Annotated in this window: 16 protein-coding genes; 15 read left to right on the top strand and 1 reads right to left on the bottom strand. The window is 67.6% G+C overall.

Going from position 1 to position 12,435, the window contains the following annotated elements; translation table 11 throughout:
• The 14 genes from rplR (at position 1) to truA (ending at position 9,389) form a co-directional block, all read left to right on the top strand.
• Entirely contained in the window at positions 1–384 is a 384-nt protein-coding gene (gene rplR / locus FBY35_RS14475) for a 50S ribosomal protein L18 (protein WP_142214198.1), read from the top strand.
• 46 nt (positions 385–430) lie between these two features.
• Positions 431–1,036 (top strand): 30S ribosomal protein S5, encoded by a 606-nt coding sequence (rpsE, locus tag FBY35_RS14470; RefSeq protein WP_006376045.1) that lies wholly within the window; start codon positions 431–433, stop codon positions 1,034–1,036.
• Positions 1,036–1,218 (top strand): 50S ribosomal protein L30, encoded by a 183-nt coding sequence (rpmD, locus tag FBY35_RS14465; RefSeq protein ID WP_005313525.1) that lies wholly within the window; start codon positions 1,036–1,038, stop codon positions 1,216–1,218. Before rpsE ends, rpmD begins: the two co-directional genes overlap by 1 nt.
• A gap of 1 nt (position 1,219) precedes the next feature.
• Positions 1,220–1,675 (top strand): 50S ribosomal protein L15, encoded by a 456-nt coding sequence (rplO, locus tag FBY35_RS14460; RefSeq protein WP_142214197.1) that lies wholly within the window; start codon positions 1,220–1,222, stop codon positions 1,673–1,675.
• Positions 1,676–1,925: 250 nt separating this feature from the next.
• Positions 1,926–3,245: a preprotein translocase subunit SecY gene (gene secY, locus FBY35_RS14455; RefSeq protein WP_142214196.1), complete on the top strand. Its 1,320-nt coding sequence runs from the start codon at positions 1,926–1,928 to the stop codon at positions 3,243–3,245.
• Complete coding sequence (locus FBY35_RS14450; protein WP_142214195.1) at positions 3,245–3,904, top strand: adenylate kinase; 660 nt, start codon at positions 3,245–3,247, stop codon at positions 3,902–3,904. Before secY ends, FBY35_RS14450 begins: the two co-directional genes overlap by 1 nt.
• Positions 3,905–4,002: 98 nt before the next feature.
• Positions 4,003–4,842 carry a type I methionyl aminopeptidase gene (map, locus tag FBY35_RS14445; RefSeq protein ID WP_142214194.1) on the top strand — a complete coding sequence of 280 codons (840 nt, stop codon included), beginning with the start codon at positions 4,003–4,005 and terminating at the stop codon, positions 4,840–4,842.
• 434 nt (positions 4,843–5,276) lie between these two features.
• Complete coding sequence (infA, locus tag FBY35_RS14440; RefSeq protein ID WP_003956442.1) at positions 5,277–5,498, top strand: translation initiation factor IF-1; 222 nt, start codon at positions 5,277–5,279, stop codon at positions 5,496–5,498.
• Between the two features lie 61 nt (positions 5,499–5,559).
• Positions 5,560–5,673 (top strand): 50S ribosomal protein L36, encoded by a 114-nt coding sequence (gene rpmJ, locus FBY35_RS14435; RefSeq protein WP_003956441.1) that lies wholly within the window; start codon positions 5,560–5,562, stop codon positions 5,671–5,673.
• Positions 5,674–5,877: 204 nt separating this feature from the next.
• Positions 5,878–6,258: a 30S ribosomal protein S13 gene (gene rpsM, locus FBY35_RS14430; RefSeq protein ID WP_142214193.1), complete on the top strand. Its 381-nt coding sequence runs from the start codon at positions 5,878–5,880 to the stop codon at positions 6,256–6,258.
• A 64-nt stretch (positions 6,259–6,322) separates the two neighbouring features.
• Entirely contained in the window at positions 6,323–6,727 is a 405-nt protein-coding gene (rpsK, locus tag FBY35_RS14425) for a 30S ribosomal protein S11 (protein ID WP_003956432.1), read from the top strand.
• 107 nt (positions 6,728–6,834) lie between these two features.
• A complete protein-coding gene (locus FBY35_RS14420) occupies positions 6,835–7,857 on the top strand; it encodes a DNA-directed RNA polymerase subunit alpha (protein ID WP_003956430.1) in 1,023 nt (340 codons plus the stop codon).
• 96 nt (positions 7,858–7,953) lie between these two features.
• Positions 7,954–8,442 carry a 50S ribosomal protein L17 gene (gene rplQ / locus FBY35_RS14415; RefSeq protein ID WP_142214192.1) on the top strand — a complete coding sequence of 163 codons (489 nt, stop codon included), beginning with the start codon at positions 7,954–7,956 and terminating at the stop codon, positions 8,440–8,442.
• A 77-nt stretch (positions 8,443–8,519) separates the two neighbouring features.
• Positions 8,520–9,389 (top strand): tRNA pseudouridine(38-40) synthase TruA, encoded by an 870-nt coding sequence (gene truA / locus FBY35_RS14410; RefSeq protein ID WP_142214191.1) that lies wholly within the window; start codon positions 8,520–8,522, stop codon positions 9,387–9,389.
• Here truA and FBY35_RS14405 read toward each other — a convergent pair.
• Positions 9,360–10,343 carry a hypothetical protein gene (locus tag FBY35_RS14405; RefSeq protein ID WP_260848616.1) on the bottom strand — a complete coding sequence of 328 codons (984 nt, stop codon included), beginning with the start codon at positions 10,341–10,343 and terminating at the stop codon, positions 9,360–9,362. The genes truA and FBY35_RS14405 overlap by 30 nt on opposite strands.
• Positions 10,344–10,398: 55 nt before the next feature.
• On the opposite strand from FBY35_RS14405, the gene FBY35_RS14400 reads away from it, so the two are divergent.
• Complete coding sequence (locus FBY35_RS14400) at positions 10,399–12,021, top strand: ABC-F family ATP-binding cassette domain-containing protein (RefSeq protein ID WP_142214190.1); 1,623 nt, start codon at positions 10,399–10,401, stop codon at positions 12,019–12,021.
• Positions 12,022–12,435 lie beyond the last annotated feature (414 nt).

The raw sequence follows: 12,435 nt of genomic DNA, 5'->3' as shown, positions 1-12,435 counted from the left end.
ATGGCATACGGTGTAAAGATCGCCAAGGGTGACGCGTACAAGCGCGCCGCCATCAAGCGTCGCCACATCCGCGTCCGCAAGCACATCTCCGGTACGCCGGAGCGTCCGCGCCTCGTCGTGACGCGCTCCAACCGCAACATCGTTGCGCAGGTCATCGACGACATCGCGGGCCACACGCTCGCTTCGGCGTCGACCCTGGACACCTCGATCCGCGGCGGCGAGGGCGACAAGAGCGCCCAGGCCAAGCAGGTCGGCGCGCTTGTCGCCGAACGTGCTAAGGCTGCCGGCGTCGAGGCTGTCGTGTTCGACCGTGGTGGCAACAGGTACGCCGGGCGCATTGCCGCTCTGGCTGACGCCGCCCGCGAAGCCGGGCTGAAGTTCTAGGCCCCGGTTCCGGGACTAACGGACGTAACAGAGAGAGGTAAATCCAATGGCTGGACCCCAGCGCCGCGGAAGCGGTGCCGGTGGCGGCGAGCGGCGGGACCGGAAGGGTCGCGACGGTGGCGCTGCTGCCGCCGAGAAGACCGCCTACGTTGAGCGCGTTGTCGCGATCAACCGCGTTGCCAAGGTTGTGAAGGGTGGTCGTCGCTTCAGCTTCACCGCGCTCGTCGTGGTGGGTGACGGTGACGGCACCGTAGGTGTCGGTTACGGCAAGGCCAAGGAGGTGCCGGCCGCCATCGCCAAGGGTGTTGAGGAGGCCAAGAAGCACTTCTTCAAGGTCCCCCGTATCCAGGGCACCATCCCGCACCCGATCACGGGCGAGAAGGCTGCGGGCGTCGTCCTGCTCAAGCCTGCTTCCCCCGGTACCGGCGTTATCGCCGGTGGCCCGGTGCGTGCCGTCCTGGAGTGCGCCGGCGTTCACGACATCCTGTCGAAGTCGCTCGGCTCGTCCAACGCGATCAACATCGTGCACGCGACCGTGGCGGCCCTCAAGGGCCTGCAGCGTCCCGAGGAGATCGCGGCTCGCCGTGGTCTGCCCCTCGAGGACGTCGCCCCCGCGGCTCTGCTCCGTGCGCGTGCGGGAGCGGGTGCGTAATGGCCCGCCTCAAGATCACGCAGACGAAGTCGTACATCGGAAGCAAGCAGAACCACCGCGACACCCTGCGTTCGCTCGGGCTCAAGCGCCTGAACGACGTGGTTGTCAAGGAGGACCGTCCCGAGTTCCGCGGCATGGTGCACACCGTCCGCCACCTCGTCACGGTTGAGGAGGTCGACTGACATGGCGGAGAACAACCCGCTGAAGGTCCACAACCTCCGGCCCGCCCCGGGCGCCAAGACCGCCAAGACCCGTGTGGGTCGTGGTGAGGCGTCCAAGGGTAAGACCGCTGGTCGTGGCACCAAGGGCACCAAGGCCCGCTACCAGGTTCCGGAGCGCTTCGAGGGTGGGCAGATGCCCCTCCACATGCGTCTCCCGAAGCTCAAGGGCTTCAAGAACCCGTTCCGCACCGAGTACCAGGTCGTGAACCTGGACAAGCTCGGCGCCCTCTACCCGGAGGGTGGCGAGGTCACCGTTGCCGACCTGGTCGCCAAGGGTGCGGTGCGCAAGAACAGCCTCGTCAAGGTCCTGGGCCAGGGCGAGATCTCCGTGGCGCTGCAGGTGACGGTTGACGCCGTCTCCGGCTCCGCCAAGGAGAAGATTGCCGCTGCCGGCGGCACCGTCACCGAGCTCGTCTGAGACGAGTTCAGTGGCTGAAAGCTGAAAATCGACCGGGGATGCCTCTCAAATGGGGCATCCCCGGTTGGTCGTTCCTAGGGGGGCACATCCGCCGGTAAGGTGGCGTGCACTGTTGCTGTAAACACAAGGGGGTTCTGCCCCCGGACCGCGTGGTCTGTCCACCTGGACCAAGCGGAATGTCTGATACGTATTCGTCGATCTTCAATACCGTCACCTCTGACGCAGTAGCGCGGGGGTCGCAGGAGGCACCGTGCTCACCGCGTTCGCCCGGGCGTTCAAGACGCCCGACCTGCGCAAGAAGCTGCTCTTCACGCTCGCCATCATCGTGCTGTACCGGCTGGGCTCACACATCCCGGTCCCGGGCGTCGATTACCAGAACGTACAGACCTGTGTCGATGCGGCCCAGAAGGGCAACAACAGCCTGTTCGGCCTGGTGAACATGTTCAGTGGCGGAGCGCTGCTGCAGATCACCATCTTTGCGCTGGGCATCATGCCGTACATCACGGCGAGCATCATCCTGCAGCTGCTGACCGTGGTCATCCCGCGGCTGGAGGCCCTCAAGAAGGAGGGCCAGTCCGGCACCGCGAAGATCACGCAGTACACCCGTTATCTGACCGTCGCCCTCGCCGTGCTCCAGGGCACCGGCCTGGTGGCGACGGCCCGCAGCGGTGCGCTCTTCAGCGGCTGCCAGGTCGCCGACCAGATCGTTCCCGACCGTTCGATCTTCACCACCATCGTGATGGTCGTCACCATGACCGCGGGTACCGCGGCCGTCATGTGGCTCGGTGAGCTCATCACCGACCGCGGCATCGGCAACGGCATGTCGATCCTGATGTTCATCTCGATCGCCGCCGGCTTCCCGGGCGCCCTGTGGGCCATCAAGCAGAGCGGCAAGCTCGCCAAGGGCTGGATCGAGTTCGGGACCGTCATCCTGATCGGTTTCGTGATGGTCGCGCTCGTCGTCTTCGTCGAGCAGGCTCAGCGCCGTATCCCGGTTCAGTACGCGAAGCGCATGATCGGGCGGCGTTCGTACGGCGGGACGTCGACGTACATCCCGCTGAAGGTGAACCAGGCGGGTGTGATTCCCGTCATCTTCGCCTCGTCGCTGCTCTACATTCCGGCGCTGGTCGCGCAGTTCTCCAACTCCCAGGCGGGCTGGAAGACATGGATTGAACAGCACTTCGTCAAGGGTGACCACCCGTACTACATCGCGACGTACTTCCTGTTGATCGTGTTCTTCGCCTTCTTCTATGTGGCGATCTCGTTCAACCCCGAGGAAGTCGCGGACAACATGAAGAAGTATGGTGGCTTCATCCCGGGAATCCGGGCAGGTCGACCTACTGCCGAGTACCTGAGCTACGTGCTCAACAGGATCACTTGGCCGGGCTCGCTGTACCTGGGTCTGATTGCTCTTGTCCCGACGATGGCGTTGGCAGGCTTCGGAGGCGCGAACCAGAACTTCCCGTTCGGCGGGACGAGCATCCTCATCATCGTGGGTGTGGGTCTGGAGACCGTGAAGCAGATCGAGAGCCAGCTCCAGCAGCGCAATTACGAAGGGTTCCTCCGCTGATGCGAATCGTCCTCGTCGGGCCGCCCGGTGCCGGCAAGGGAACGCAGGCTGCGTACCTTGCCAAGAACCTGTCGATCCCGCACATCTCCACGGGCGACCTCTTCCGCGCCAACATCAGCCAGGGCACGGAGCTCGGTCTCCAGGCCAAGGCCTACATGGACGCGGGAGAGCTGGTGCCCGACGAGGTCACCATCGGCATGGCCAAGGACCGGATGGAGCAGCCGGACGCCGCGAGCGGCTTTCTGCTGGACGGCTTCCCGCGCAATGTCTCCCAGGCCGAGGCTCTCGACGCGATGCTGAAGTCCGAGGGCATGACGCTGGACGCGGTGCTCGACCTGGAGGTCCCCGAGGACGAGGTCGTGAAGCGGATCGCGGGTCGCCGTATCTGCCGCAACGACTCCGGCCATGTCTTCCATGTCACGTACTCGCCGTCGACGCAGGAGGGTGTCTGCGACATCTGCGGCGGTGATCTCTACCAGCGCGACGACGACTCCGAGGAGACCGTGCGCCGGCGCCTCGAGGTCTACCACACGCAGACCGAGCCGATCATCGACTATTACCGGGCGCAGAGCCTGGTGGTCACGATCTCCGCGCTCGGCAAGGTCACGGACGTGACCCAGCGGGCGATGGACGCGCTGAAAAAGTCCGCGAAGAGCTGAGCAGTACCCCGTAGTAACTCCTGGTACGGCCGCGGTGTCCGACGGACGCCGCGGCCTTACTGTTGAGCAGAGACACGTCAGAGGTGGAAGGCAACGCCATGGTGCAGATCAAGACCCCGGAGCAGATCGCCAAGATGCGCGAGGCGGGGCTGGTCGTCGCCGCGATCCACGCGGCGACACGCGAAGCGGCCGTACCGGGCGCCACCACGAAGGATCTGGACGAGGTCGCCCGCAAGGTGATCGCCGACCATGGTGCGAAGTCGAACTTCCTCGGGTACGGCGGCTTCCCCGCGACCATCTGCACCTCGGTCAACGAAGTGGTCGTGCACGGCATCCCGGACGAGAAGACCGTCCTCAAGGACGGCGACATCATCTCGGTCGACGCCGGCGCGATCATTGACGGCTGGCACGGTGACGCGGCCTACACGGTCTTCGTCGGCAGCGGTCACGCTCCGGAGCTGATCGAGCTCTCCCGGGTCACCGAGGAGTCGATGTGGGCCGGTATCGCGGCGATGAAGAACGGCAACCGGCTGGTGGACGTCTCCCGTGCGATCGAGACCTATATCCGCCGCCAGCCGAAGCCGGGCGGCGGTCGGTACGGGATCATCGAGGAGTACGGTGGCCACGGCATCGGCACCGAGATGCACATGGACCCGCACCTGCTGAACTATGTCTCGCGCAAGCGCGGCAAGGGCCCGAAGCTGGTCCCCGGCTTCTGCCTCGCGATCGAGCCGATGGTCTCGCTGGGTACTCCGCACACCGAGGTGCTCCAGGACGACTGGACGGTCATCACGACGGATGGCACCTGGTCCTCTCACTGGGAGCACTCGGTTGCCCTGACGGAGGAGGGCCCGCTGGTGCTGACGGCCCCCGACGGCGGCAGGGCGAAGCTGGCGGAGCTCGGCATCACGACGGCCCCGGACCCGCTGGCCCCCTGAGGGCCAGGCCCTGTCCGGCCGATCTTGCCGGGCTCGCGTGCCCTGGCACGCTCCCCCACAGCCTTCGGCGTGGGAGGGACCCCCACCCCCGCAGCCCTTCGGGCACGGGCGGTGCCCCCACGCTGCGTTGTCGTCAGTCGCCTACGCTCCGCGTGGGCTCTCCCCCTGCCTTCGGCGGGGGGACCCCCATCCTCCGCCTTGCAGCTGCACGCACCGCGGTGACATCAGCCGCTCCGCGGCGGGCCGCTCACTGATCCGGCCTCATCGACCGGACAGGACCAGCAGCCGCTTAACGATCACCGCCCGTGGGCAGACTTGCCGGATTCGTCATTTCGGATGGCCTGTCGTAGACTGATGCGTCGGCTCTCGTGTACTCGTGTGTCTGCATGCGGTGAGCGTGAGTCGATCAAGGTAGCCGATTCGAAGGGCGAAGCGTGGCCAAGAAGCAAGGTGCCATCGAAATTGAGGGCACCGTGATCGAGTCCCTCCCGAACGCCATGTTCAAGGTGGAGCTCCAGAACGGTCACAAGGTCCTCGCGCACATCTCCGGCAAGATGCGGATGCACTACATCCGTATTCTCCCGGACGACCGGGTCGTCGTGGAGCTCTCTCCGTACGACCTGACGCGTGGGCGGATCGTCTACCGATACAAGTAGATCTTGCCCGCACCCCGCTCCGGCGCGGGTGGTGGCACTGACCCGGAGAACCTCACATCCCATGAAGGTCAAGCCGAGCGTCAAGAAGATCTGCGACAAGTGCAAGGTGATCCGCCGTCACGGTCGGGTCATGGTCATCTGCGACAACCTGCGCCACAAGCAGCGCCAGGGCTGAAGCACGACCTGCACCTCGCAGTTCTTCGCGCGACGCACGTAATACGTACATACGCAGAGCCCGTCCAAGCCAAGGCTTGCAAGCCACGGCTGACGACACCTCCGGCGGGGGCCGGGGACCCGGGCCGTACCACTTCTCATACCTGAGAGGTCGGCGGTCGGGAGCGGTTCTGCGGAAGACCCCCGAAACAACTGGAGCCATTGAATGGCACGCGTTTCAGGTGTTGACATCCCGCGCGACAAGCGTGTGGAAGTTGCCCTCACCTACGTCTTCGGCATCGGGCGCACCCGGTCCAAGGAGATCCTCGCCACCACCGGCGTGAACCCGAACACCCGCGTTCGTGACCTGGCCGAAGAGGACCTCGTCAAGATCCGCGAGTACGTCGACGCCAACCTCCGCACCGAGGGTGACCTCCGCCGTGAGGTTCAGGCCGACATCCGCCGCAAGGTCGAGATCGGCTGCTACCAGGGTCTGCGGCACCGCCGTGGCCTGCCGGTCCACGGTCAGCGCACCAGCACGAACGCTCGTACCCGCAAGGGCCCGCGTCGCGCCATCGCCGGCAAGAAGAAGCCGGGCAAGAAGTAGTCCTCAGCGGACGCTCATCAGCGGTCTTCGCTGTAGGACCGACCACCTCCCGTAGGAGATATAGATGCCCCCCAAGGGTCGTCAGGGCGCTGCCAAGAAGGTGCGCCGCAAGGAAAAGAAGAACGTCGCTCACGGGCACGCCCACATCAAGAGCACGTTCAACAACACGATCGTCTCGATCACGGACCCCTCGGGCAACGTGATCTCCTGGGCCTCCGCCGGCCACGTCGGCTTCAAGGGCTCGCGCAAGTCCACCCCCTTCGCCGCGCAGATGGCCGCCGAGTCGGCCGCCCGCCGCGCGCAGGAGCACGGCATGCGCAAGGTCGACGTCTTCGTCAAGGGTCCCGGCTCCGGCCGCGAGACCGCGATCCGCTCCCTCCAGGCCACCGGCCTCGAGGTCGGCTCGATCCAGGACGTCACCCCCACCCCGCACAACGGCTGCCGCCCCCCGAAGCGTCGCCGCGTCTGACCCCGTAGGGGCCCGACTTCGGGCGGTATGGCGCTTCGGTGCCGTACCGCCCGTACCCTTGTTCCGTTGGCATCAAATAGTGGGTGCCAAGACTGGAGGCATTTCTCATGCTTATCGCTCAGCGTCCCTCGCTGACCGAAGAGGTCGTCGACGAGTACCGCTCACGGTTCGTGATCGAGCCGCTGGAGCCGGGCTTCGGCTACACCCTCGGTAACTCGCTCCGCCGCACGCTCCTCTCCTCGATCCCCGGCGCTGCTGTCACCAGCATCCGGATCGACGGTGTCCTGCACGAGTTCACCACCGTGCCGGGCGTCAAGGAGGACGTCACCGACCTCATCCTCAACATCAAGCAGCTGGTCGTCTCCTCGGAGCACGACGAGCCGGTCGTGATGTACCTGCGCAAGCAGGGTCCCGGCCTGGTCACCGCTGCTGACATCGCCCCGCCGGCCGGCGTCGAGGTCCACAACCCGGACCTCGTTCTGGCGACGCTGAACGGCAAGGGCAAGCTGGAGATGGAGCTGACCGTCGAGCGCGGTCGCGGCTATGTCTCCGCCGTGCAGAACAAGCAGGTGGGCCAGGAGATCGGCCGTATCCCGGTCGACTCCATCTACTCGCCGGTGCTCAAGGTCACGTACAAGGTCGAGGCGACCCGTGTCGAGCAGCGCACCGACTTCGACAAGCTGATCGTCGATGTCGAGACCAAGCAGGCCATGCGTCCGCGTGACGCCATGGCGTCGGCCGGCAAGACCCTGGTCGAGCTGTTCGGTCTGGCGCGCGAGCTCAACATCGACGCCGAGGGCATCGACATGGGTCCGTCCCCGACGGACGCCGCGCTCGCTGCCGACCTGGCGCTGCCGATCGAGGAGCTCGAGCTCACCGTTCGTTCGTACAACTGCCTCAAGCGCGAGGGCATCCACTCCGTGGGTGAGCTCGTCGCCCGTTCCGAGGCCGACCTGCTCGACATCCGCAACTTCGGTGCGAAGTCGATCGACGAGGTCAAGGCGAAGCTGGCCGGCATGGGCCTGGCCCTGAAGGACAGCCCGCCCGGATTCGACCCGACCGCCGCCGCCGACGCCTTCGGTGCCGACGACGACGCGGACGCGGGCTTCGTGGAGACCGAGCAGTACTGAGCCCGACGGCCCAGGGAAACTTCCGGTGGGCGGCCGCCCACCGGTAACTGACACCGGTACCTGATACGGCCGGTGCAGATCACAAGGAGAAACACCATGCCGCGTCCCACCAAGGGAGCCCGTTTCGGCGGCAGCGCCGCGCACGAGCGTCTGCTTCTCGCGAACCTCGCGAAGTCGCTGTTCGAGCACGGCCGCATCACCACGACCGAGGCCAAGGCCCGCCGCCTGCGTCCGGTCGCCGAGCGCCTGATCACCAAGGCGAAGAAGGGCGACATCCACAACCGTCGTCTGGTGCTGCAGACGATCACGGACAAGGGCGTCGTGCACACGCTCTTCACCGAGATCGCTCCTCGCTACGCCGAGCGCCCGGGTGGCTACACCCGCATCACCAAGATCGGCAACCGTCGTGGCGACAACGCCCCGATGGCTGTGATCGAGCTGGTCGAGGGTGAGATCGCCAAGAAGGCGACCGTCGCCGAGGCCGAGGCCGCCACCAAGCGTGCGGTCAAGGAGTCCGAGACCAAGGCCGCCGAGGCCGAGGTCGTCGAGGACGCCGAGCCGGCCGACGAGGCCAAGGACGCCTGAGCGTTCTGACCTGGCTGTGCGAGCGGGCCCGTTCCCTCCGGGGAGCGGGCCCGCTCCGCTTTGAGAGGATCTGATACGTGAGTGACGAGGTGGAGCCCGGACATGTCCGGGTGCGGCTGGACCTGTCGTACGACGGCAAGGACTTCTCCGGCTGGGCCAAGCAGGCCCGCGGGCAGCGGACCGTCCAGGGTGACATCCAGGACGCGTTGCGTACGGTGACGCGGTCCTCGCAGACGTACGAACTGACCGTCGCCGGGCGGACGGACGCCGGCGTGCACGCCCGTGGGCAGGTCGCGCATGTGGATCTTCCGCAGGACGTGTGGGCCGAGCACCGGGAGAAGCTGCTGAAGCGGCTGGCCGGGCGGCTCGCGCGCGATGTGCGGATCTGGCGGGTCGAGGAGGCTCCGGCGGGGTTCAACGCGCGCTTCTCGGCGATCTGGCGGCGGTACGCGTACCGGGTGACCGACAACCCCGGTGGCGTCGATCCGCTGTTGCGGGGTCATGTGCTGTGGCACGACTGGCCGTTGGACGTCGACGCCATGAACGCCGCCGCCGAAAAGCTGGTCGGCGAACACGACTTCGCGGCGTACTGCAAGAAGCGCGAGGGCGCCACGACCATCCGTACGCTTCAGCAGCTCTCGTGGGAGCGGGATACGGCCGGGGTCATCACGGCGACTGTGAAGGCCGATGCCTTCTGCCACAACATGGTGCGCTCGCTGGTGGGCGCGCTCCTGTTCGTGGGGGACGGGCACCGGCCGGTGGAATGGCCCGGGAAGGTACTGGCCGCGGGCGTACGGGATTCGGCCGTCCATGTGGTGCGGCCGCACGGGCTCACGCTGGAGGAAGTCGGCTACCCCGCCGACGAGTTGCTGGCCGCCCGGAACCGGGAGGCCCGCAACAAGCGCTCGCTGCCGGGGTCAGCCGGCGGGCTCGGCGGCTGCTGCTGAGGCCTGGGCCTCGCCGCGCCTGCGAATCTGACGGAAGGTGAACTCCCCCAGGTCGTCGCCGATCTGGAAGGCCTTGGTGTCTCCCTTGGTGACGGACTTGGCCTTGGTGTAGCCGGTGAATGTGATGTAGGCGTACCGGCCGTAGGAGTTGTACGTGGACCGGCAGACGGGGCCGCCCTTGCAGAAGGCGGGGACGCCGTCTCCGGACAGCGGCACGATGTTGCCCGACGCCTGCCCCACGGCCTTCTTGGCCTTGGCCTCGTTCGCGAAGGTGGCCACGCCGACGGTGACCGCGATGTCGCCTGCGCTGTAGGTGACCCGGAAGACCTGTTCGCAGCCGTTGCTTTCGAGGGCCGCGCCGAGGGCGCCCTTGGTGACGGACGCACAGTCACCCGTGCGGGCCGTGGCGCCCTTGTCGTAGACGCGTTCACCCATCGTCAGTTTCCTGCCCGGGAAGAGGGACTCCGCGCTGAGCGGGGCCGTGTCCTTCCTCCGGTCCGAGATGAAGTCCTTGGGGTCCGGCGGGGGCAGCGGCGCGACCGACGAGAAGGACGGCTCGGGCTGGGTGGTGTCGCTGGGCAGCTCGGGGGCCGCGGGCAGCTGGCTCGCGTTCTTGTCCGAAGACTGGTTGCTGCCATCGCTGTTGGAGGACACGATCGCGGACGCCACGATGCCCGCGACCGCGGCGGTGGCGAGCGCGCCGCCCCCGATCAGCAGCCAGCGCCTGCGGCGGGTGCGGGCCGCGGAGGCGTCGGCGAGCGCGGCCCAGTCCGGTGTGTTGTCCGCCGCCGCCGCTCTGGCCCTCAGGCCGAACGGGTCGGGCGTGGCTTGCCCCGCGCCGTACGGGTCCTGCGTGCCGTACGCGTTCTGCCCCCGGTACGGTTCCTGCCCTCCGTACGGGTCCTGGTTCTGTCCACCGGACCCCCACTGAGGTCCCCCCTGCCCAAAGCTCATGCCGCGCATCCTAAACCTGTTGGGCCCGAGCGACGTCGGCGGTGAGAATCGGAGCATGGGACATCTTGAGGCGGCGCATCTGGAGTACTACCTACCGGACGGGCGGGTCCTGCTCGGCGACGCGTCGTTCCGCGTGGGTGAAGGCGCGGTGGTCGCCCTGGTCGGGGCGAACGGCGCGGGCAAGACGACCCTGCTGCGGCTGATGGCAGGTGAGCTGCAGCCGCACGGCGGGACGGTGTCCTCCAGCGGCGGGCTCGGCGTGATGCGGCAGTTCGTGGGATCGGTACGGGACGAGCGGACCGTACGCGACCTGCTGGTGTCGGTGGCCCAGCCGAGGATCAGGGAAGCGGCCGCGGCGGTGGATGCCGCGGAACACCTGATCATGACGGTCGACGACGAGGCCGCGCAGATGAAGTACGCGCAGGCGCTGAGCGACTGGGCGGAGGCGCGGGGGTACGAGGCCGAGACGGTCTGGGACATGTGCACGACGGCCGCGCTGGGTGTCCCGTACGAGAGCGCGCAGTGGCGGCTGGTGCGCACCCTCAGCGGCGGCGAGCAGAAGCGGCTGGTGCTGGAGGCGCTGCTGCGCGGGCCCGACGAGGTGCTGCTGCTGGACGAGCCGGACAACTATCTGGACGTGCCGGGGAAGCGGTGGCTGGAGGACCGGCTGAAGGAGACCCGTAAGACGGTCCTCTTCGTCTCCCACGACCGGGAGCTGCTGTCGCGGACGGCCGAGAAGATCGTGAGCGTGGAGCCGGGGCCCGCGGGTTCGGACGTGTGGGTGCACGGCGGAGGTTTCGGTACGTATCACGAGGCGCGGCGGGAGAGGTTCGCGCGCTTCGAGGAGCTGAAGCGGCGCTGGGACGAGGAGCACGCGCGCCTGCGCGCGCTCGTCCTGCGACTGCGGCAGCAGGCGGCGATCAGCCCCGACATGGCGTCGCGGTACCGCGCGATGCAGACGCGCTTCAAGAAGTTCGAGGAGGCGGGGCCGCCGGCCGAGCCGCCGCGCGAGCAGGACATCACGATGCGGCTGCGCGGCGGGCGCACGGGGGTGCGGGCTGTGACCTGCACCGGCCTTGAGCTCACCGGGCTGATGAAACCGTTCTCGCTGGAGATCTTCTACGGGGAGCGGGTCGCTGTGCTCGGCTCGAACGGGTCCGGGAAGTCGCACTTCCTGCGGCTGCTGGCGGGAGACGCGTCCGTGGCGCACAAGGGGGAGTGGAAGCTCGGGGCGCGGGTGGTGCCCGGGCACTTCGCCCAGACCCACGCGCACCCGGAACTGCTCGGCCGGACGCTGGTCGACATCCTGTGGACGGAGCACGCGAAGGACCGGGGCGGGGCGATGTCGGTCCTGCGGCGCTACGAACTGGAGCGGCAGGGGGACCAGCGCTTCGAGAAGCTGTCGGGCGGACAGCAGGCGCGGTTCCAGATCCTGCTCCTCGAGCTGGCAGGCACGACCGCGCTGCTGCTGGACGAGCCGACGGACAACCTGGACCTGGAGTCGGCGGAGGCGCTGCAGGAGGGCCTGGAGGCGTACGAGGGGACGGTACTGGCGGTGACGCACGACAGGTGGTTCGCGAAGACGTTCGACCGGTATCTGGTGTTCGGAGCGGACGGGATCGTACGGGAGGCGGGGGAGCCGGTCTGGGACGAGGGAAGGGTGGCGCGGGTGCGGTGAGGCGGGGCGCGGGCGCCTGCGCCGTGGTGAGCCGGCAGGTCGGGGCGCCTGCGGCGCGGTGAGGCCGGGGGCGCCTGCGGTGGACATTTCGCCGCACCCGGCCCCACGGCGGGACGGAGTCCGGGCCGACCCGGCCGCGGGCGGGGCGGGAACCGGCCATGGGCCCGGCGCGCGCATTTTGACCCAGGTGGGGGACGGCGGGTATTCTTCTGGTTCGTTATGCGTATTGGCTTGCTCTATCTCACGTGAGGGGCCCTTACGCCGGTCCACCGGGCCGATGACCAGCGGCAGGCACTCGGGTTGCGTCCCCGTAGCGCCGCCAAGGCTGTCGTGATCGTCCGGGTGGCCTTGTCAGGACCCGTCCCCTCGGCCCTAGCGGGCTTGGGGAGACCCCATCACTGAAGAAGCGAAGGC

Source organism: Streptomyces sp. SLBN-118 (assembly GCF_006715635.1).
Classification (GTDB): domain Bacteria; phylum Actinomycetota; class Actinomycetes; order Streptomycetales; family Streptomycetaceae; genus Streptomyces.
This window is presented reverse-complemented; position numbering and strand designations above follow the sequence as displayed.

What these genes read in the sequence shown, in the direction of transcription:
- FBY35_RS14450 (WP_142214195.1), top strand. Translation starts at nt 3,245, where the DNA reads ATGCGAATCGTCCTCGTCGGGCCGCCCGGTGCCGGCAAGGGAACGCAG.
- rpsE (WP_006376045.1), top strand. Translation starts at nt 431, where the DNA reads ATGGCTGGACCCCAGCGCCGCGGAAGCGGTGCCGGTGGCGGCGAGCGG.
- FBY35_RS14405 (WP_260848616.1), bottom strand. Translation starts at nt 10,343, where the DNA reads ATGAGCTTTGGGCAGGGGGGACCTCAGTGGGGGTCCGGTGGACAGAAC.
- rplQ (WP_142214192.1), top strand. Translation starts at nt 7,954, where the DNA reads ATGCCGCGTCCCACCAAGGGAGCCCGTTTCGGCGGCAGCGCCGCGCAC.
- rplO (WP_142214197.1), top strand. Translation starts at nt 1,220, where the DNA reads ATGGCGGAGAACAACCCGCTGAAGGTCCACAACCTCCGGCCCGCCCCG.
- rpmJ (WP_003956441.1), top strand. Translation starts at nt 5,560, where the DNA reads ATGAAGGTCAAGCCGAGCGTCAAGAAGATCTGCGACAAGTGCAAGGTG.
- map (WP_142214194.1), top strand. Translation starts at nt 4,003, where the DNA reads ATGGTGCAGATCAAGACCCCGGAGCAGATCGCCAAGATGCGCGAGGCG.
- rpsK (WP_003956432.1), top strand. Translation starts at nt 6,323, where the DNA reads ATGCCCCCCAAGGGTCGTCAGGGCGCTGCCAAGAAGGTGCGCCGCAAG.
- rpsM (WP_142214193.1), top strand. Translation starts at nt 5,878, where the DNA reads ATGGCACGCGTTTCAGGTGTTGACATCCCGCGCGACAAGCGTGTGGAA.
- rpmD (WP_005313525.1), top strand. Translation starts at nt 1,036, where the DNA reads ATGGCCCGCCTCAAGATCACGCAGACGAAGTCGTACATCGGAAGCAAG.
- rplR (WP_142214198.1), top strand. Translation starts at nt 1, where the DNA reads ATGGCATACGGTGTAAAGATCGCCAAGGGTGACGCGTACAAGCGCGCC.
- FBY35_RS14420 (WP_003956430.1), top strand. Translation starts at nt 6,835, where the DNA reads ATGCTTATCGCTCAGCGTCCCTCGCTGACCGAAGAGGTCGTCGACGAG.
- FBY35_RS14400 (WP_142214190.1), top strand. Translation starts at nt 10,399, where the DNA reads ATGGGACATCTTGAGGCGGCGCATCTGGAGTACTACCTACCGGACGGG.